The sequence below is a fragment of the Flavivirga algicola genome (genome assembly GCF_012910715.1).
In the GTDB taxonomy this organism is placed as follows: Bacteria; Bacteroidota; Bacteroidia; order Flavobacteriales; family Flavobacteriaceae; genus Flavivirga; species Flavivirga algicola.
In genome coordinates, this window is sequence record NZ_JABBHF010000003.1 from 124,654 (window position 1) to 142,967 (window position 18,314).

Below are 18,314 nucleotides of genomic sequence, written 5' to 3' on the forward strand. Positions count from 1 at the left end.
TATGAAACTAAAATCGACACTTATTAAAAATGCGAATATTGTAAATGAAGGCGTCATTTTTAATGGAGATATATTAATTGAAGGAGAATACATTAAGAAGATAAGCGATTCAATAAGCGTGAAATCTGCCGATGTACTTGTTGTAGATGCCGAAGGTAAGTATTTATTGCCTGGAGCTATCGATGACCAGGTTCATTTTAGAGAACCAGGATTAACCCATAAAGGTAATATAGAAACAGAATCTAGAGCAGCTATTGCAGGAGGTATTACTTCTTTTATAGAAATGCCAAATACAAATCCTCAAACGACTACTATTGAGAAGTTGGAAGAAAAATTTGAGATAGCTTCTAGAACTTCGTCTGCTAATTATTCGTTTATGTTTGGTGGCACTAATGATAATCTGGAAGAAATTTTAAAATTAGACGTTAACCAAGCTGCTGGTCTAAAATTATTTTTGGGATCTTCAACAGGTAACATGTTGGTTGATGATTTGGAAGTATTGGAGAAAATTTTTAAAAGCACCAACATGCTTATTTCTGTTCATTGTGAGGATGAAGCAACCATAAAAAAGAATTTTCAAGAGCATATAGATACATTTGGAGACGATATTCCTATAAAATATCATCCTGTTATAAGAAGCGAAGAAGCTTGCTATTTGTCATCTTCCAGAGCCATCGAATTAGCAAAAAAAACTGGAGCGAGACTTCATGTTTTTCATCTTTCAACAGGAAAGGAAACGAATTTATTTAGTAACAAAATACCTTTAAAAGAAAAAAGAATTACATCTGAAGTTTGTATCCACCATTTGTGGTTTAGCGATGAAGATTACGATAACAAGGGCACTTTTATAAAGTGGAATCCAGCTGTAAAAACAAAAGAAGATAGAACTCAATTATGGGATGCTTTGTTAGACGATAGAATAGATGTTATTGCTACAGACCATGCGCCACATACTTTAGAAGAAAAGAAAAACGTTTATACTAAAGCGCCATCTGGTGGCCCGTTGGTACAACATGCGCTACCTGCAATGCTAGAAATGTATCATAAAGGTAAAATTTCTGTAGAAAAAGTAGTTGAAAAAATGTGCCATAACCCAGCCATTTTATTTCAAGTTGCAAGAAGAGGTTTTATAAAAGAAGGCTATTATGCAGATTTGGTGTTAGTAGATTTAAATAGTCCTTGGACTGTAAATAAAGATAATATTCTATATAAATGTGAGTGGTCTCCTTTTGAAGGAACTACTTTTAAATCTAGAATAACGCATACATTTTTAAACGGTAGTTTAGTGTATCAAAACTCTAAGTTCAACAATATAAAAGCGGCTAAACGCTTAACTTTTAATAGATGATTTTAAGACGACTTACCATATATTTAAGCATTATTGTAGCTTTTTTAGCTTGCCATGATATAGAAAAACCAAAGAAACCTGATAATTTGATTTCCAAGGAGAAAATGGTTGATATTCTAATTGACGCTAAAATAATAGCATCGGCGAGTTCTGCAAATAGAAAAATAATGGAGGAGCATGGGGTTAAATTAAATTCGTATGTTTATACTAAGCACCAAATAGATAGCCTGCAGTTTGCCTTGAGTAATGATTATTATGCATTTCATGTAAAAGATTATGAAGAAATTTATGAGAAAGTTAAGGACAGTTTAGGAAAGCTTATAGTCAAGGTAAAAGAAGAGGAAGAGAAAGAAAGGATTGAAAAGGAAAAGAGAAGAGAAGATTCGCTTAGGGTGGTATTTAAAGACAAGGATTCTTTAGGCCTGTTCAGAATTAGGGACTCATTAAAGGTACAGGCAATAAAAGATTCGATAACCGAAATGTTAATTGACAACAGACTTGAGGAATTGAGAGGTTTAATAGCGCCTATTTCTTCTTCAGATAAAGATGACCAATAGTGCTAATCGTTTCGTCTATAGGTTTAAACTTGTAATTTAAACCTGTTTTAATTTTTTTATTACTGTAATTTTTTTCTGTCGATAAAGATGTGACAATATGTTTAGTCAATTGTCTTCGTTTGCCTGTTAATTTAGTTTTTAACCAATCTAGTTTCCAAGCCAGTTGTAATAACCAACTACTAGCCATTTTTTCTGGAGGCTTAACTTGAACAGATTTAGACAAGGTTTGCAAAAATTGCTTATAGGTCCAATTCTCGGCAACTAACAAAAAACGTTCATTTACAATATCACTTTTTGTAAGTGCTATCATAATTGAAACAACATCTTCAACAGCTATGAGAGCAATGGTTCCAGAGGTGTAATATTTAAATCCCTTATGCGCCTTTTTAAAAAAACTTCCAGTCCCATAGCGCCAGATACCTGCGCCTAAAATAACGCCAGGATTAACTATGACAACATTAAGGCCTTCTTGTGTAGCGCGCCAAACTTCCATTTCTGCACCGTATTTCGTAATGGCATAAACGCTATTATCATCTTCAGGATTCCAAATCGTTTCTTCTGTAATTTCTTCATTATTAATAGCATTTCCTAAAGTAGCGATAGAACTTACATAGCAAAGTTTGTTAATTGTATTTGATAAACAGAGGTTAACAATATTAGCAGTTCCTTCAATATTTGTTTTTCGTAATGTTTGATATTTATCTGGTTCAAAAGATACAAATGCAGCACAGTGATATACATGGGTAACTCCAGTAAACGCTTCAGACAAAGCTGGGATATCTAAAAGGTCTGCCTTCACCCATTCAATAGCTTTGAAAAGGGATTCGAAATTAGAACTATAAGTAGCAAAAACAGATTTCACATTGGCAAGTTTATGTTCTGTCCTATAAATAGCCCTAACTTTCTCTTTACCACTTACAAGCTTGTAAAGTAAATGAGAACCAACTAAACCAGTACTTCCTGTTACTAAAATCATGCAACGAAAGTAATAAATATTTAAGAGTACTCAGGTTTAAATAATGCCTATATAAATTTTATTGCTTGTATTCCTGTTAAAACCATACCGAGAGAAGAAAATGGTAATTTCAACCAAAATTGAAGCCCTTTTTTAATAACCTCATGTTTTTCGAATAAAGAATTATTCATAATATCTAAGTAATTATACATTGATTTTTATCTTTGCCATAATTTTTAAAAATTGAAGAGTAATGATAAAGAATTTTGTTGAAGAATTAACATGGAGAGGTATGATACATACCGTAATGCCTGGAGCAGAAGAGCATTTAATGGAATGTATGCGCAGTGCTTATGTGGGTTTCGACCCTACAGCAGATTCTTTACATATTGGAAATCTAGTCCCTATTATGCTTTTGGCACATTACCAACGTTGTGGGCATAGACCGGTAGCTTTGGTAGGAGGAGCCACAGGAATGATTGGAGATCCTTCGGGTAAATCAAATGAGCGTAATTTGTTAGATGAAAAAACATTACGCCACAACCAGGAAGCTATTAAAAATCAATTATCGCATTTTTTAGATTTTGAAAGCGATGCTGAAAATGCAGCACTTTTAGTGAATAATTACGATTGGATGAAAGATTTTTCGTTTCTTGAATTTATTCGAGACATTGGTAAACATATTACCGTAAACTATATGATGGCAAAAGATTCTGTAAAAAACAGAATTTCATCTGAGTCGTCTGAAGGTATGAGTTTTACTGAGTTTACGTATCAATTAGTTCAAGGGTACGATTTTCTTCATTTATACAAGGAAAATGATTGTTCCATACAAATGGGAGGAAGCGATCAATGGGGTAATATTACAACGGGAACAGAATTAATTAGAAGGATTGGTAGTGGAAAAGGATTTGCTATCACTTGCCCGTTAATTACAAAATCTGATGGTTCTAAGTTTGGAAAATCAGAAGGAGGTAATGTTTGGTTAGATGCCAATAGAACGTCTCCTTATAAATTCTATCAGTACTGGCTAAACTCTAGTGATGAAGATGCTGAAAAATATATTAAGATCTTCACTTTTTTAACTCAAGAAGAAATTAATACTTTGATAAAAACACATAAAGAAGCACCACATTTACGTGTTTTACAAAAACGGTTGGCAGGAGAAATTACAACAATGGTACATTCTAAAGATGATTTAGAAAATGCTGTAAAAGCGAGTAATATTCTTTTTGGAAAATCTACCAGCAATGATTTAAAAGGGTTAAATGAACAAACATTTTTAGATGTGTTTGATGGTGTACCGCAAACAGCAATACTCCAATCGGATATAGATAGTGGCTTAGATATTATTGCAGCTTTAGCAGAAAAGGGAGGGTTTTTAAAATCTAACGGAGAAGCAAGGAGAGCGCTTAAGGAAAATTCCATTTCTGTAAACAAAGAAAAAGTAAAGGATGATTACCGTATCACTGCAAAAGATTTGATTAATGATAAGTTTGTGTTATTGCAGCGTGGTAAGAAAAACTATTTTGTACTACGCGTTAAATAAAAAATAACAAAGCCTGGTTTCAAACCAGGCTTTGTGTTTAACCAACCAACTAAAAACTAATCTTTCTTTTTCTTAGCTGATAATTTTGTCGTAGTTATTTTAAATGCCTTACACAAAGATTAAATTATTTCGATTAAGCTTGTTTTTGCAATTAAAGCACCATAAGGTTACACCCGCGAATATCCGAATTATCAAACCGGCCAAGGACTTCGAACGTGCTGTTATCGTTAACGCGCCCCAGATCTTGAGTGGCAATAAAAGAACAAGAATTAATGTTTGCCAGATCAATGATATTTATTCCGCCAGTTTTACCCGTTGCTTGTATAGAAAGTGGGTCTTCGGTATCCCGTGTTAAAATACGCATCCAATTAGGGGAATTAAAAAGACCGTGCCCTTTTGAGTAGCCCTGACTTAAAAGTTCAGTCATACCATATTCGCTATGTATCAAGTCAACCCCGAAACCTGTTTTCAATTTTGCATGTAAATCTTCCCTGATAAGTTCTTTTCTTCTGCCTTTCATACCTCCAGTTTCCATAATAGTGGTGTGATTTAAATTAAACTGATATGTTTCAACCAAGTCTAATAAGGCAAAAGATACGCCTATTAATAAGATTTTTTCCCCACTTGAGTCTAATCTTATCAATGTGTCTTTTAACTCAGAATAATTGTTTAAATAAAAGCCGCTTTCAGAATATTTTGATTGCTTAATCATGGCATTTGCCATATATATTAACGAAGAACCTTCGCGTTCTAGATAAGAAGGTAATAATGCCAGAATTACATAGTCTTCAACATAGCCATAGAATTGTTGAAAACCTTTGGTAAAGCTTTGTATGTAAATATCTAAATCTGTTATATGGTGTTTACTTGTATTACTTCCAGTAGTACCAGAACTTGAAAAAGTAGTTTGAATGGGAACCTTAGAACTTAGTATTTTATGAGATTTAAAGAACTGAATGGGCAAAAAAGGAATATCCTTTATGGTTTTTACATCGCTGGGATGTTTGTATAACAAATCGCAAAAAGAACGATAAGTACGATTGTTTTCAAATTGAAATCTGAAAATTTTCAGAGCTAACTCTTCAAACTCTGTTTGGTTATTAATGTTGAAAATAGAATTTGTGTCAATCATAATTATTAGAAAGACAAAAGTATGTAAAATAAAAAAGTGTTACCAATGGTAACACTTTTAAAATTTATGAATTGTGATATTTACTTGATCACTAATTTTCTTGTTTCACTAATATCGTTTTCTGTAATCTTCAAAATATAAACGCCTTTTCGCAAATTTGAAATCTTTAATTCCTTGCCGGTTAAAATGGTAGAATAAACTTTTTTACCTAAAACGTTAAAGAACTCAATTTTTTTAGTCAAATTACGTTTAGATGTTAGATATACAAATGTTCTATTGCTACTAGCGGGGTTTGGATATATAGATAAGCCTTCTATATTTTGCGCAATAGAAACCTCTTTAACATTGTTTTGAGCGAATCCGTATTGGGTGGCTGACAATGTTAAGGCTAAAAATAAAATGAATAAGTAGTTTTTTTTCATACGTTCTATTCGGTACCATAAAGGTAATGAATTACTACAAAAGTGATGCCAAAAAAGTGTTAAAGATTTCGTTATTTGGTCGAAAGTTTAATTTACTGTATCTTGTTTGTTACGTTAATGTTATTAATTTTGAAATATCAATAAAACGGTATTATTTAGTTTTATCTTTACTTTAAGAAATAAATTATAATTTGTTATTTAAGTATGAAAAAGAATGATATTAAAATATTATTAGTTGATGATGAACCTGATATTTTAGAGATTGTAGGCTATAATTTGTCAAGCGAAGGCTATCAAGTTATTACTGCGGAGAATGGTCATGAAGGTGTTAAAAAGGCAAAAAAAGAGTTACCGCAATTAATCATTTTAGATGTCATGATGCCAGAAATGGACGGTATTGAAGCTTGTGAATTAATTCGTAAAAATCCAGATTTAAAAAATAGCATTATCACTTTTTTAACAGCGAGAGGAGAAGATTATTCTCAGGTGGCTGGTTTTGATGCTGGTGCAGATGATTACATAACAAAACCCATAAAACCTAAGGTTTTAGTAAGTAAAGTAAAAGCGCTTTTAAGACGTTTTAAAGAAGAAGATGTAACAGATACTGTTAAAATAGGAAGCTTGGTAATAAATAGAGATGAGTATAAGATCATTTCTAAAGGAGAAGAAATTGTTTTGCCAAGAAAAGAATTTGAATTACTATCATTATTGGCCTCAAAACCAGGAAAAGTTTTTAAAAGAGATGAGATTCTTGATGCCGTTTGGGGTAATGAGGTTGTTGTTGGAGGCAGAACAATCGATGTACACATTCGTAAATTAAGGGAGAAATTAGGAGATAAGAGTTTTAAAACCATAAAAGGAGTAGGCTACAAGTTTGTAGAATAAATGCAGACAAAATTTAAAAGATCATATAGGTTTTCTATAAAAACGTCACTATATATAACTTTATATACAACGCTCGTAATGAGTGTTTTTTTATATTATTTTTATGAACTTAAGTGGCTTCATTTACTCATTTTTGTTCCAAGTGTTTATGTTTTTTCTTTTGTTGTCATTCAGTTTAGTGTAGAACGGTTTATATATAAACGTGTTAAAAAAATATACGATGATTTAACACTTTTAGAATCGGCTAGTTTAAGTAAGGGGCCTATTACGACCGATATGCGAACGCTTACCCAAGAGATTGATAAGTTTGCACGAGACAAAAAGATAGAAATAGAAACCCTAAAGGTTCGTGAAAAGTATAGAAAAGAATTTTTAGGAAATGTATCTCACGAACTAAAAACACCATTATTTACAGTGCAAGGGTACGTTCTTACACTATTGGATGGTGCTATGAATGATGAGAAATTACGAGAAAAATATTTAGAACGAGCAAGTAAAGGTATTGAGCGTTTAGGTTATATTATTAAAGATTTAGACATGATTACCAAATTAGAAGTTGGTGATTTAAGTTTAAATATAGAAGAATTCGATATTGTAGAGTTGGTCGAAAATGTATTCGAAATGCTTGAGATGAAAGCCAGTAAAAAAAGAATTACGCTTACTTTTGATACTGAGTACAACAAACAAGTACTAGTTAAAGCAGATAAAGAACGTATACAGCAAGTATTGGCAAACCTCATAGTAAATTCTTTAAAATATGGAAGAGAAAAAGGGACTACAGAAGTAAGTATCGAAAATTTGATAAAAAACAAGGTTATAGTTCGTGTTACCGATAATGGTGAGGGTATTGAAAAAAGGCACCTTCCTCGTTTGTTTGAACGTTTCTATAGAGTAGACAAAAGTGGTTCCCGTAAAGAAGGAGGATCGGGGTTAGGACTTTCTATAGTAAAACATATTATTGAAGCTCATGACGAAAAAATATATGTAGAAAGTGAGTTTGGAGTTGGTAGCGAGTTTTCATTCACACTCGAAAAGGTTGAATAGTTTTTTGAAATTCACATGATAATCAAAAGCGTTTAAACCTTTAAAAGATATCATGTTTTTTAATTTATCTAATGTAAAATCTTCTTGTTTGCAACTTGGAACCAATTCTAAGTCCGTTAGCCTTTTTGCCAGGTATTCTTGTTCATATTGCCCAGGAGTAGGTATAAAAAAGGCTTTTTTACTAAGTTTTGTTAAATCCATAATGGTTGTATAACCAGATCTGGATAAAATTAACTTGCTTTGGTTAATGGTTTTTTCTAGTAAATTTGAAGTCATAAAATTATAAATCGTCATATTTCCTATAATCTGAATAGTTTGTTCCTTATCCATAATGCCTTTAACAAAAACAATTTTTCCAGCATAATTCTTTAACTCTGAAAGAAGTTTTTTTTCAAGTAAAGTACGTTGTGGTTCTGGGCCAGAAAGCAATACCATTAAGTCGTTTACAATATTTAAATGCTTCTTTTCAAACCGACTCAAGGGACCTATGTATTTAGTAAGTATTTCAAAATCATCAGTATGTCCAAGTTTTCCACTTAAACTCATGCTCCCCTCGGTATCAGGAACCCAGCATTCATTAAATTTTTTGATGATTTTTTGATGCATTTTTGTGCTAAACCATGTTGTACTCCCTGTTAAAACATTTAATTGATGTGTTATGAAAACCGATGGTACTTTCTTACTATAAACACCCAATCGGTTATCGGAAATAATGCCTATAATATTATGAGTTTCTACAATTACCTTGGTTATTTTCTTTTCAGCTTTAATAGCTTTAAGAAGTTTAGGAGAATCCTTAATCATCTTTAATTTAAAATGCTTTCCTTTTTTAGCATAAGTAATATTATAAGATGGTAATTCTATAGAAGAAAGGCTAGGGAATTCTTTTTGCAAAAGTGTTAAAGCAACACCATCACTGGCAATAATAGGTTGGAAACCATGTTTTATTAACGCATAAATAATAGGAATACTTCTTGTGGCATGTCCTAGCCCCCAGTTTAAAGGCGCAACTAAAATTCTTTTTTTCATAGATAGTTTAAGACGCGTTTTTTATAAAAACTAAGCTTTCTGTTTATATCTTGCACCTAATTTGAATAAAAATCAAATTAAAAAGGGTATAGTAGAAAGCTTTCGCGCAAGTTTTCAGTAAAATCAAAGATAAGCATAATAACACTCTCGTATATTTCCTTAATTTTACCAAAATTTTAAATAATAGTGGGAAGTAAAAATAAACTCAGAAGATTTAAAGAAAACGAAACTTTTTCAAACGTATTTCAACCAACTAGGAATGAGTTGGTTAAAAGTGAGTATGAGTTAAAAGGCAATTGGCGAAAGTCTGTATTCAAAAACGAAAACCCATTGGTATTGGAGCTAGGTTGTGGAAAAGGGGAATATGCTGTAGCGTTGGCGAAAAAATACCCAGATAGAAATTTTATAGGAATAGATATTAAAGGAGCACGTTTTTGGAGAGGAGCAAAAACAGCTATAGAAGAAGGTATACCAAATGTTGTTTTTTTAAGAACCCAAATCGAATTAATAGATCATGCTTTTGCAGAAAATGAAGTGGATGAAATTTGGATAACTTTCCCAGATCCTCAAATAAAGTATAAGCGCACGAAACATAGAATGACTAATGAAGCGTTTTTAAAACGCTATAAAAAAATATTGAAACTTGAAGGTGTTGTTAATCTAAAAACCGATAGTGAATTCATGCATGGGTATACGCTTGGTTTATTGCATGGAGCGGGGCATGAGGTGCTTTATGCCAATCATAATGTTTATAAGCAAGAAGGCAGTCCCGAAGAGGTAACAAGCATTCAAACATTTTACGAATCGCAATATTTAGAACAAAACAAACCAATTACGTATATTCGATTTAAAATTAAGCATTAGTGAATATTACTTTTATCTTTATTTTAGGATTATTTATAGCTTTAATAGGGGTTATTCCCCCAGGTTTGCTAAATATGACAGCTGCTAAAATAAGTTTAAAGGAAGGACACACGAGAGGTGTTATGTTTTCTATTGGGGTCTGTGTTATTGTGCTACTTCAAACTTATGTAGCCTCAGTTTTTGCAAGATATTTAAGTAAACATTTAGAAGTTGTCGACATTTTACAGCGCGTAGCGTTTGTTATTTTTGTATTAATAACGGTCTATTTTTTACTTATAGCAAAATCAAAACACAAACAACAAATTAAACCTCAAATTCGTAGTAAGCATAGTCGTTTTTTTCAAGGAGTATTCCTCTCGGCAATCAATGTATTCCCTATTCCTTACCAAGCATATATGACCATTACTTTGGCATCTTTTGGATGGATGTCGTTCGACCAAATTAGCATTATATCATATATGGCGGGTGCTGCTATGGGGACTTTCGTTATGTTATATATGTATATTTTCTTTTTTGATAAAATAAAAGGAAAGTCGTTTACATCTCAAAAAAATATGAATTATGTTATAGGAGGTATTACAGCTGTTATTTCTGTGATTACACTAATTAATATAATTAAGGAGATATAGATTATGAAACCAGAGACTTTAAATTTCTTCGATAAAGTTTATAAGGTTGCTAAATTGATTCCTTATGGGAGGGTGACCAGTTATGGAGCTATTGCCAACTATTTAGGAGCAGTTAGAAGTGCTCGTATGGTTGGTTATGCTATGAATGGTTCAGGAGGAAAAGACGTGCCAGCACATCGTGTAGTTAATAGAAAAGGCCTATTAACAGGTAAACATCACTTTGATGGAACAAACCTGATGCAACAATTACTGGAAAGCGAAGGCATTGAGGTAATTGACAATCAAATTCAGAATTTGGAAAAGGTGTTTTGGGATCCCTCAAAAGAGTTATAACTATTTCCTATAAATAAACTGAATGTTTGTATAAATCATTTCAATTAAATGCCTTTAAATTCTAAACAATTCACTGTATATTTGCATTTTAGAACGATTCTTAATTAGTAAAGCTTTTAGTTCGAAAGTTAAGGCGAATCAAACTAAATTGATTGAATTTGTCCCAATTTTATATTGGGATTTCATAATGTAGAACTTTTAGTTAATGAAGCTCAATAAACAAGATATATTAAAAGCGCTTGAATCTATAACCGTACCAGGTGAAGGACAAAACATGGTTGAAAGCGGTGCTGTAAAAAACGTTATCACCTTTGGAGATGAGGTTATTGTAGATATTACTATTAAAAACCCTAGCTTACAAGCAAAAAAACGTACAGAGGTAGATATTTTAAAAACGATACATGAACAGGTTTATGAAAAAGCTAAAATAACCGTAAATGTAAAAGTTGATGCTCCAGCGAAGCCAAAAGCAAATGTTATTAAAGGAAAACCTATTCCAGGTATTCAGAATATTGTAGCAGTAGCCTCAGGCAAAGGAGGTGTAGGTAAATCTACTGTGACAGCCAACTTAGCAGTAACTTTAGCGAAGATGGGCTTTAAGGTAGGTGTTTTAGATGCCGATATTTATGGGCCTTCTATTCCTATTATGTTTGATGTAGAAGCTGAAAAGCCTTTAGCAGTGAATATTGGTGGAAAGTCTAAAATGAAACCTATAGAAAATTATGGGGTAAAGATATTATCTATTGGATTTTTTACACAGCCTAATCAAGCAGTGGTTTGGAGAGGTCCTATGGCGGCAAAAGCATTAAACCAAATGATTTTTGATGCACATTGGGGGGAACTTGACTTTTTGCTTTTGGATTTGCCTCCAGGAACGGGCGATATTCATTTAAGTATTATGCAGTCCCTTCCAATTACAGGAGCTGTTGTTGTGAGTACGCCACAAAACGTAGCATTAGCAGATGCTAAGAAGGGAGTGGCAATGTTCCAACAAGAAAGCATAAATGTACCTGTATTAGGAATTATAGAGAATATGGCTTATTTTACACCTGAAGAATTACCAGATAATAAGTATTATATCTTTGGAAAAGAAGGTGCTAAAAATTTGTCAGAAGATTTAAAAGTACCATTTTTAGGAGAACTGCCTTTGGTACAAAGTATTAGAGAAGCAGGAGATGTTGGGCGTCCAGCAGCTTTACAAACAGCTACAGCGTTAGAACAAGCTTTTGAAAAACTAACTCAAAATGTAGTAGAAGAAGTAGTTAGACGAAACGATGATCTGCCTCCTACAGAAGCAATTAAAATAACAACAATGGCTGGGTGTTCAGCGGTTAAAAAGTAGTATAGTAACAGATGACTTCAGAAGAACTTAAAGTAAATGTTGAGAAAGCCTTGGATGAGATTCGTCCTTTTTTACAAAGTGATGGTGGTGATATTTCTTTGCTATCAATAGAAAATGATACTTTAGTTAAAGTACAGCTACAAGGGGCTTGTGTAGGTTGCAGTGTTAACCAAATGACCTTAAAATCTGGCGTCGAAATGACCATTAAAAAGTATGCACCTCAAATAGAACAGGTTATTAATATTGAAATTTAATCTCTTTTTTTTAATTCCTACTAAAATAATAGGAAAAACTTACCCTTAAATAATTCAGAAAGTTTAAATTTGCGGCACGAATTGTGAAATGCTTTTTATTCGAGAAAGTATAAAAATTTAACAATGGAAGACATTAATATAAAAATAACAGATAGAGATGGTGTAACTCATGATATAGTCGCACCAACAGATATGGCAATGAATCTTATGGAAGTTGTAAGGACTTACGAACTGGCTCCAGAAGGGACTATTGGTGTTTGTGGAGGTATGGCTATGTGTGCGTCCTGTCAATGTTATGTTAAGAGTGATACTGAGTTACCGCCAATGTCTGATGACGAAGAAGCCATGCTTTCTGAAGCGTTTGATGTTCAAGATAATTCACGTTTAGGTTGTCAAATCCAAATGACTCCAGATATGGAGGGATTAGAGGTGGAATTGGCTCCTGAGAGTTAATACTGATTACCACCAAACCAGAAACACTTTTTTTAATTCTCCATTTTTAAATTTTATCCAGAACAATGGAGAAAATTGTTGCTCGAAATAATCTTTAGCGATTAGTATAAACTCATTAAAGCTTAACCATTTTACGCGAGTGTATGGAATTACCAACCAATCCTTCTTTTTGGGGATATAAAACTTACAATTGGTAAATTTTCTCAGTTCATTTTTAGTAATATAAAACCCAACAACGCAGGCGTTATTTAATGTTTTAAGATGTATATCTTGGTTGGCATAAGGGAGGAATAATTGGGCTTTAAAATAGACCTGTTGGGAAATATCAGCTGTTTTTATACTAAGACTTTTTAGGTAATGCTTACATTCATTGGAATGCAAGAGTGGTAATTGTTTATCTTTTAGTTTGGATATTTTGTCTTTTAAAGAATCCTTTCTGTTAGGACCAATAAAATACTCGATTTCCGTCTCTCCCACTAAAGGATCGTAGAGATAGAATTTATAAATAATCTCTAGATGTATGGGTTTATTATTTTTAAGTAGTAAACAGTCTAATTCTCCTAAAGTTACTTTGTGATGTTGAATTTGCACATTTTCAGCTAAAATAGAAATGTTCTTATGTTGGTTTAATTGAAAAGAAACAAGGCGTTCAACATATTTGCCCAAACGTAGTTTTTCATCAATGTTAATATTAATTTTGTTAAATATGGAATTAACTTCAAACTGTTCCAATTTAAGAATGGCATCATTGTGCCATAAACATGGCGTTTTTAAAAAGCCTTTATATCTCTTTTGAAGCATATATTGTATTAGCTTTTTTAATACTTATTTCCAAACACCAAATTCATTACTTAAAAGATTAGTTATTTCAGAATAAAAAATCAATTCGTCTATTTCTGGATATAGTTTTAGATATTCGATATGATTTGAAAAGGAGAATTCATTGTTTTTGTAATCAGAAATTTGAACTTTGATAACATAACCATCGACAATATTATGTTTTTTTCGACCTTCTAATTCATAGTTTATTTTTTTATCCCCTTTATTGTTTATCTTTCTTTGAATAGTTATAACTTTTCCTTTATCAACCATTTTCCAATTAATACTATTCATATCTGGCAAATCAAGAATGTGATTAAGTTTAAGGTTTAGGTAAATTAGTTCTATATCAGTTTTCGGTTTTAGATGTCTTTTTTTAGAATTGAATCCTTTTTCATTGTTAGTCATGAACCAATGTTCATAGAATTCGGCTTTCCATTCATTTGCATTATCCATATAAATTCTAAGAACGGATGTATAATTCGAAACTCCAAATCTTTTGTATAATCGAACTTCTTTTTGAAATGTAAGAGAGTCTGATAATTCCAAGTTTTTATTTATTTTCGACACATTTTGGCAAATTGCTATAAATGGAGCCAGATAGAAGATAGTAAATAAAAAGATCCTCATTCTTATTCAGTTTTATAATCAATCAATTTTCTAGGACCTTCAAGTACCGTTCTAACAATTTGAAGTGTGCCATCGTCTTTGGTGGCGATATGCCATTTGATTAATGAGATTTCACCCTTTTCAATTTCAATACCCGTAATGCTTCTTGGGTGTACGCAACTCCCATCATTAAAAAAAGCGATATCTCCTGGTTCTGGAAAACGAGGCCTGTGTGTATGCCCGACAATAGTTAATAAATTATTGTTTTCGCTAATCCATTTTTTAGTTCTACGCTCTACTTTTATAAGTTCTTTGTAATTCTTAGCAGGACTTGTTGGGTCTGCAATCCCCATAACATTTAAGGGTTTCCAAAGAATTCTAACTAAAAACCTACTCCACTTCCAAAATAAAAAATTCCACCAATCGGCCTGGTGGCCATGGGTTAAAAAAAGTTCTTGTCCTGTTTCGGAATGTTTTAAAATAATGGCTTCATTGTATACAATATTACCAAAAAGCTCTACGTCTTCACCAATTTTTGGGTCAAAATAAGAAGACAAATGCTTTTTTACATAATTTGGATTTCTATAAACCATATCATGGTTGCCCCAAATCATGTGTAGTTTACCTTCCTTATGAAATTGTTTCATAAGCATAAATACATTCTTATGCGCATTAAGAATTGATGTAAACGAAATGTTTTCCCAAAGCTCATCGCCATCACCAAGTTCACAATACTGAAAGCCTTCTTTGGAATAGTGCTTTAAGGCATGGAAGTAAATATTTCTATTATTAGCGAAGTCGTCTGCAAAACTATTGTCTCCACGGTGGCAATCACTAAATAAAATAAATTTACTAGAGTCATTAAATGAAATAACTTTAGCATTTTTATAAGCGTGGTCTAAGCGTTTTTTAGATGAAAACATTTGCCTTTGTACTTTGGGCTAATATAGACATTATTAATTTGTATTGTATCCAATTTTTTCAAGGGCTTTTGGTAGCATGCGACTTACAAAATGGGAATAGGCAATTGTAGATGGATGTAAACCATCATTAGCTACTAATTCTGGTTTTTGAAAACCCTCTCTAGTAATATCTGTTATATAAACATATGTAATGCTGTACTGTTTACAATAGTTTTCAATGTAGGTATTGTACTTATCTAAATCTTCAGAAATATTTGTGTTTCCATTGCCAAAAGGTGTAAAAGCATAATCAGGGATAGAAACTACTATGAGCTTTTCCTTATTTAATTTAGTGAGTTTTATAGCAGTATTTACTAATTGAGGAAATTCTTCTTCGAATAAACTAAATGGTTTACGTTGAAATTGATTGTTAACACCTATAAGTAAGGTTACTAAGTCATAGTCTTCGATTAAATTTTCTTTTTCAATGGCGTCTTTTAAAAAAGTGGTAGTCCAGCCAGTTTGTGCTATAACCTTTAAGGTTACATTATTCTTGCCTATTTTTTTAATAATACTGTCTTTAAGTTGTTCGGGGAATTTACAAGTATCACAAACGCTTTCTCCAATAGTGTAACTATCTCCAAGTGAAATTATTTTTATAATAGTATCCTCATGAGAGTCATCTTTGGGTATTTCAGAATCTATTTCTTCATCGCTTAGTTTATCAACGTCTGATGAAGAGCAACTAAACCAAACTATAGTAAATATACCAAGACATAGTAAAGAGGTTTTCAATGTCATTTTTCTTTTAAAGATACAACTTTAAAAAATGTGGTTAAATAAGAAAAGCCTCTGTTTGTAGAGGCTTTTCATAAGTTTATGTTTGTCAAGTGTCCTACTTAGTTAAATTTATGGGTTTGTAGACCATAAAGCTGCACTTTTCATCATAGCTCTTCTTGGAAGTTTTAAACCTGATAGAATTAATTCTGCAAAATCCTCTGGCTGAAGTACTGTTTCATGAGATCCTTCTTTTGCAATCCCTAGATCAATTGTCATATCTGATTCTATGGTGCTAGGTGTTAAAGTGATGACTCTTATGTTGTTTTTACGGACTTCCTTCATTAAAGATTCAGACATACCTATTACGGCAAATTTTGATGCCGAATAAGCAGATATATTTGCATTTCCATTTAAACCAGCTGTAGAAGCTACATTAAAAATATCACCTTCATTTTTGTCTAATAAATAAGGTAATACTTCTTTAGTAACATAATACATACCCATGACGTTGGTTTGAATCATTTCGCTCCATTGTTCTACAGGCATATCGTTAAAAGACCCAACAGCAGCAATACCAGCATTATTTACTAAAATATCTACACCTCCTAAAGTATTAATAATGTTTTTAATATTACTTTTTACCTCCTTGTAATTTCCAACATCAAATACAGCATAGGTGACGTTTACGCCAAATGTTTTTAATTCTTCAGTGGTTTTCTTTAAAACCGTTTCATTTCTGCCTGTTATGGCAACATCAATGCCTTCTTTAGCAAATGCTATCGCTGTTGCTTTTCCTAAGCCTCTACTACCACCGGTTATAATGGCTTTTTTATGTTTTAAATTGCTCATATGCTTTTTTAATTATTTTTTTGTCCAATAATCCATTACTAAAACACCACCTATAATTGGGCCTACTTTACTAATGAGGTCTAAATGTGCTTTGTGAAATAAGTAAATTTCTCTAGCGTGTTCATCATTAAAGGTTAGGGTAAAACAATGGGTAAAACCATCACTATGGCCTTCTGTACTATCATTCACACCCCACTCTATATCAGCTATTTCTGGAATTTTATTTTTGAGCTCTAAAAATATATTAACAGCTTCATCTATTTGTTTTTGAGAGGCTTCTTCTTTATATTTTAGATTTACAATATGTCGTAAAACTTTTCCTTCTCTTTCTATTTTTGGTGCTACTCTATAAGTTGCTACCTTTCCAAAGTCAAACCTGAAAGACCCAGCAATTAAGAAATTGGTATCTTCAATTTTATGAGATCTTAAACCATAATAGATAGAGAAGCCAGTTTCTAAATAGTTGATTGGGGTTAAGACACCCGCCTCACTTAATTTGCAAAGTTGAATAGCTTCATCATCTCTGGTGCCTACAGCTATTACTGCTTCGTTATTATCTACTGAAACTACCTCTATTCTTGTTTGTCCTTGCAACTTGGTGTTTTCATCATCTTTTAAAATAGAATGAGGTACTAAAGCCCCCTTTTTATTCACTTTAAAAACACTTACGGCATCACCATGATACACAAAATCTGTCTTTTTAATAAAACCACTTCTTTTATAATATTTATGGTGTCTGTGCCCAACAATTACATAATTGTTATCGCCTAAAGTTACACCAGTTACAGGATAAGCACCAGTTAAGAATCTATCTTTGGTATTATCACTTATGTTGTTCACATTTTTGAACGTTCCATCATCATAAATTCTAAAGCTGCTTACACCATTGTCTTGAAATCCACTTGTATATAAAAAGGTTTTACCCTTAATTTTATGAACATACATGCCAATAATACCATCTGTATGAAGTTTGTCATCATCTTTCATAGATTGTACATGTGTTAACTTTCCATCATCTTGAATTTTAAAACAGCTTAACCCAGGCGTATCTTCAAGCCCTCCAACAAATAGGTAAGATGCATTTTTCATATGCACTACTTGTAGTGTAATTGCAACAGCAAGGTGAGTGTCTTCAGTATCTTCTACCAGAGCAACACGTTCAATAGAACCGTTATCTAAAATTTTAAAGGTTTCTATAACATTACCGTATTTATTGGCTACAAATAAGAAATCTGTACCATTAATATTGTCGGCCACCATACCTCTTGCAGGGCCTTTTTGTTTGTACAGCTCATGATTGCTAATAGGCGTAAGCATACCTTCTTTATCAAGGCTATATACATCAATATTGCCAAAACCTCCAACGTATACATAATCTGAACTTCCTTTTTTGTAGCTCGTTACAGTTACTGTGTTTTGTGCAGAAATATTTTTAAAATCTTTACGGTAAAGCATTAAATCGTCAGATGTTTGAGCAAAACAAACATGGGATAAAAACAATGCTAAAATGAAAATTGCTTTTTTCATGGGTTTATATATTTTATATTTCAAATTTAGTT

General features: G+C 32.3%; 21 protein-coding genes. 11 read left to right on the forward strand and 10 right to left on the reverse strand.

The features are described from left to right. Position 1: 1 nt before the first annotated feature. Together HHX25_RS05925 and HHX25_RS05930 are read left to right on the forward strand one after the other, a co-directional pair. On the forward strand, positions 2 to 1,348 hold the full coding sequence (locus HHX25_RS05925; RefSeq protein ID WP_169671189.1) for a dihydroorotase: 1,347 nt from the start codon (positions 2 to 4) through the stop codon (positions 1,346 to 1,348). Then, positions 1,345 to 1,905 (forward strand): DUF4296 domain-containing protein, encoded by a 561-nt coding sequence (locus HHX25_RS05930; protein ID WP_169671192.1) that lies wholly within the window; start codon positions 1,345 to 1,347, stop codon positions 1,903 to 1,905. The genes HHX25_RS05925 and HHX25_RS05930 overlap by 4 nt, the downstream gene beginning before the upstream one ends. On the opposite strand, the gene HHX25_RS05935 is transcribed toward HHX25_RS05930, so the two are convergent. Next, a complete protein-coding gene (locus tag HHX25_RS05935; RefSeq protein ID WP_169671194.1) occupies positions 1,874 to 2,881 on the reverse strand; it encodes an NAD-dependent epimerase/dehydratase family protein in 1,008 nt (335 codons plus the stop codon). The two genes, HHX25_RS05930 and HHX25_RS05935, sit on opposite strands and share 32 nt — an antisense overlap. 232 nt (positions 2,882 to 3,113) lie before the next feature. Between HHX25_RS05935 and tyrS the strand changes: the two genes are divergently transcribed. Beyond that, a complete protein-coding gene (tyrS, locus tag HHX25_RS05940; RefSeq protein ID WP_169671196.1) occupies positions 3,114 to 4,409 on the forward strand; it encodes a tyrosine--tRNA ligase in 1,296 nt (431 codons plus the stop codon). A 151-nt stretch (positions 4,410 to 4,560) separates the two neighbouring features. On the opposite strand, the gene HHX25_RS05945 is transcribed toward tyrS, so the two are convergent. Then, the gene (locus HHX25_RS05945) at positions 4,561 to 5,541 is read right to left on the reverse strand and encodes a LuxE/PaaK family acyltransferase (RefSeq protein ID WP_169671198.1); all 981 of its coding nucleotides are present in this window, start codon (positions 5,539 to 5,541) and stop codon (positions 4,561 to 4,563) included. Between the two features lie 80 nt (positions 5,542 to 5,621). Then, a complete protein-coding gene (locus HHX25_RS05950; RefSeq protein ID WP_169671200.1) occupies positions 5,622 to 5,963 on the reverse strand; it encodes a T9SS type A sorting domain-containing protein in 342 nt (113 codons plus the stop codon). Positions 5,964 to 6,167: 204 nt separating this feature from the next. Between HHX25_RS05950 and HHX25_RS05955 the strand changes: the two genes are divergently transcribed. Together HHX25_RS05955 and HHX25_RS05960 are read left to right on the forward strand one after the other, a co-directional pair. After that, positions 6,168 to 6,848 carry a response regulator transcription factor gene (locus tag HHX25_RS05955; protein ID WP_169671202.1) on the forward strand — a complete coding sequence of 227 codons (681 nt, stop codon included), beginning with the start codon at positions 6,168 to 6,170 and terminating at the stop codon, positions 6,846 to 6,848. Further along, on the forward strand, positions 6,849 to 7,892 hold the full coding sequence (locus tag HHX25_RS05960) for a sensor histidine kinase (protein WP_169671204.1): 1,044 nt from the start codon (positions 6,849 to 6,851) through the stop codon (positions 7,890 to 7,892). It begins immediately after the preceding gene. Here the strand turns inward: HHX25_RS05960 and HHX25_RS05965 are convergent. Then, entirely contained in the window at positions 7,866 to 8,921 is a 1,056-nt protein-coding gene (locus HHX25_RS05965; RefSeq protein WP_169671207.1) for a glycosyltransferase, read from the reverse strand. The two genes, HHX25_RS05960 and HHX25_RS05965, sit on opposite strands and share 27 nt — an antisense overlap. Before the next feature lie 186 nt (positions 8,922 to 9,107). Here HHX25_RS05965 and trmB point away from each other — a divergent pair, with 186 nt between their 5' ends. From trmB to HHX25_RS05995, 6 genes are all read left to right on the forward strand, one after another. Next, positions 9,108 to 9,785 (forward strand): tRNA (guanosine(46)-N7)-methyltransferase TrmB, encoded by a 678-nt coding sequence (gene trmB / locus HHX25_RS05970; protein WP_169671209.1) that lies wholly within the window; start codon positions 9,108 to 9,110, stop codon positions 9,783 to 9,785. Then, on the forward strand, positions 9,785 to 10,414 hold the full coding sequence (locus tag HHX25_RS05975) for a lysine transporter LysE (RefSeq protein ID WP_169671211.1): 630 nt from the start codon (positions 9,785 to 9,787) through the stop codon (positions 10,412 to 10,414). Before trmB ends, HHX25_RS05975 begins: the two co-directional genes overlap by 1 nt. A 3-nt stretch (positions 10,415 to 10,417) precedes the next feature. Further along, on the forward strand, positions 10,418 to 10,747 hold the full coding sequence (locus HHX25_RS05980; RefSeq protein WP_169671213.1) for an MGMT family protein: 330 nt from the start codon (positions 10,418 to 10,420) through the stop codon (positions 10,745 to 10,747). A gap of 205 nt (positions 10,748 to 10,952) precedes the next feature. Beyond that, a complete protein-coding gene (locus HHX25_RS05985) occupies positions 10,953 to 12,089 on the forward strand; it encodes an Mrp/NBP35 family ATP-binding protein (RefSeq protein ID WP_169671215.1) in 1,137 nt (378 codons plus the stop codon). An 11-nt stretch (positions 12,090 to 12,100) separates the two neighbouring features. Continuing rightward, positions 12,101 to 12,343: a NifU family protein gene (locus HHX25_RS05990; RefSeq protein ID WP_169671217.1), complete on the forward strand. Its 243-nt coding sequence runs from the start codon at positions 12,101 to 12,103 to the stop codon at positions 12,341 to 12,343. Positions 12,344 to 12,466: 123 nt separating this feature from the next. Continuing rightward, positions 12,467 to 12,796 carry a 2Fe-2S iron-sulfur cluster-binding family protein gene (locus HHX25_RS05995; protein WP_169671219.1) on the forward strand — a complete coding sequence of 110 codons (330 nt, stop codon included), beginning with the start codon at positions 12,467 to 12,469 and terminating at the stop codon, positions 12,794 to 12,796. 6 nt (positions 12,797 to 12,802) lie between these two features. Here HHX25_RS05995 and HHX25_RS06000 read toward each other — a convergent pair whose 3' ends face one another. The 6 genes from HHX25_RS06000 to HHX25_RS06025 form a co-directional block, all read right to left on the reverse strand. Beyond that, entirely contained in the window at positions 12,803 to 13,597 is a 795-nt protein-coding gene (locus HHX25_RS06000) for a DUF1853 family protein (RefSeq protein ID WP_169671221.1), read from the reverse strand. Between the two features lie 24 nt (positions 13,598 to 13,621). Then, positions 13,622 to 14,245, reverse strand: a complete 624-nt coding sequence (locus HHX25_RS06005) for a hypothetical protein (protein ID WP_169671223.1) — start codon at positions 14,243 to 14,245, stop codon at positions 13,622 to 13,624. A 2-nt stretch (positions 14,246 to 14,247) separates the two neighbouring features. Beyond that, a complete protein-coding gene (locus HHX25_RS06010) occupies positions 14,248 to 15,147 on the reverse strand; it encodes a metallophosphoesterase family protein (RefSeq protein ID WP_169671225.1) in 900 nt (299 codons plus the stop codon). A gap of 33 nt (positions 15,148 to 15,180) precedes the next feature. Next, positions 15,181 to 15,927 carry an SGNH/GDSL hydrolase family protein gene (locus HHX25_RS06015; RefSeq protein ID WP_169671226.1) on the reverse strand — a complete coding sequence of 249 codons (747 nt, stop codon included), beginning with the start codon at positions 15,925 to 15,927 and terminating at the stop codon, positions 15,181 to 15,183. A 108-nt stretch (positions 15,928 to 16,035) separates the two neighbouring features. Further along, positions 16,036 to 16,755, reverse strand: a complete 720-nt coding sequence (locus HHX25_RS06020; protein WP_169671228.1) for a 3-ketoacyl-ACP reductase — start codon at positions 16,753 to 16,755, stop codon at positions 16,036 to 16,038. Positions 16,756 to 16,767: 12 nt separating this feature from the next. Then, complete coding sequence (locus tag HHX25_RS06025) at positions 16,768 to 18,282, reverse strand: Dabb family protein (RefSeq protein ID WP_205958003.1); 1,515 nt, start codon at positions 18,280 to 18,282, stop codon at positions 16,768 to 16,770. Positions 18,283 to 18,314 lie beyond the last annotated feature (32 nt).

Coding starts and splice junctions, on each gene's coding strand:
- HHX25_RS05965 (WP_169671207.1), bottom strand. CDS start 8,921: ATGAAAAAAAGAATTTTAGTTGCGCCTTTAAACTGGGGGCTAGGACAT.
- HHX25_RS05995 (WP_169671219.1), top strand. CDS start 12,467: ATGGAAGACATTAATATAAAAATAACAGATAGAGATGGTGTAACTCAT.
- HHX25_RS06020 (WP_169671228.1), bottom strand. CDS start 16,755: ATGAGCAATTTAAAACATAAAAAAGCCATTATAACCGGTGGTAGTAGA.
- tyrS (WP_169671196.1), top strand. CDS start 3,114: ATGATAAAGAATTTTGTTGAAGAATTAACATGGAGAGGTATGATACAT.
- HHX25_RS05925 (WP_169671189.1), top strand. CDS start 2: ATGAAACTAAAATCGACACTTATTAAAAATGCGAATATTGTAAATGAA.
- HHX25_RS06025 (WP_205958003.1), bottom strand. CDS start 18,282: ATGAAAAAAGCAATTTTCATTTTAGCATTGTTTTTATCCCATGTTTGT.
- HHX25_RS06005 (WP_169671223.1), bottom strand. CDS start 14,245: ATGAGGATCTTTTTATTTACTATCTTCTATCTGGCTCCATTTATAGCA.
- HHX25_RS05945 (WP_169671198.1), bottom strand. CDS start 5,541: ATGATTGACACAAATTCTATTTTCAACATTAATAACCAAACAGAGTTT.
- HHX25_RS05935 (WP_169671194.1), bottom strand. CDS start 2,881: ATGATTTTAGTAACAGGAAGTACTGGTTTAGTTGGTTCTCATTTACTT.
- HHX25_RS06015 (WP_169671226.1), bottom strand. CDS start 15,927: ATGACATTGAAAACCTCTTTACTATGTCTTGGTATATTTACTATAGTT.
- HHX25_RS06000 (WP_169671221.1), bottom strand. CDS start 13,597: ATGCTTCAAAAGAGATATAAAGGCTTTTTAAAAACGCCATGTTTATGG.
- HHX25_RS05930 (WP_169671192.1), top strand. CDS start 1,345: ATGATTTTAAGACGACTTACCATATATTTAAGCATTATTGTAGCTTTT.
- HHX25_RS06010 (WP_169671225.1), bottom strand. CDS start 15,147: ATGTTTTCATCTAAAAAACGCTTAGACCACGCTTATAAAAATGCTAAA.
- HHX25_RS05980 (WP_169671213.1), top strand. CDS start 10,418: ATGAAACCAGAGACTTTAAATTTCTTCGATAAAGTTTATAAGGTTGCT.
- HHX25_RS05990 (WP_169671217.1), top strand. CDS start 12,101: ATGACTTCAGAAGAACTTAAAGTAAATGTTGAGAAAGCCTTGGATGAG.
- HHX25_RS05960 (WP_169671204.1), top strand. CDS start 6,849: ATGCAGACAAAATTTAAAAGATCATATAGGTTTTCTATAAAAACGTCA.
- HHX25_RS05985 (WP_169671215.1), top strand. CDS start 10,953: ATGAAGCTCAATAAACAAGATATATTAAAAGCGCTTGAATCTATAACC.
- HHX25_RS05950 (WP_169671200.1), bottom strand. CDS start 5,963: ATGAAAAAAAACTACTTATTCATTTTATTTTTAGCCTTAACATTGTCA.
- HHX25_RS05955 (WP_169671202.1), top strand. CDS start 6,168: ATGAAAAAGAATGATATTAAAATATTATTAGTTGATGATGAACCTGAT.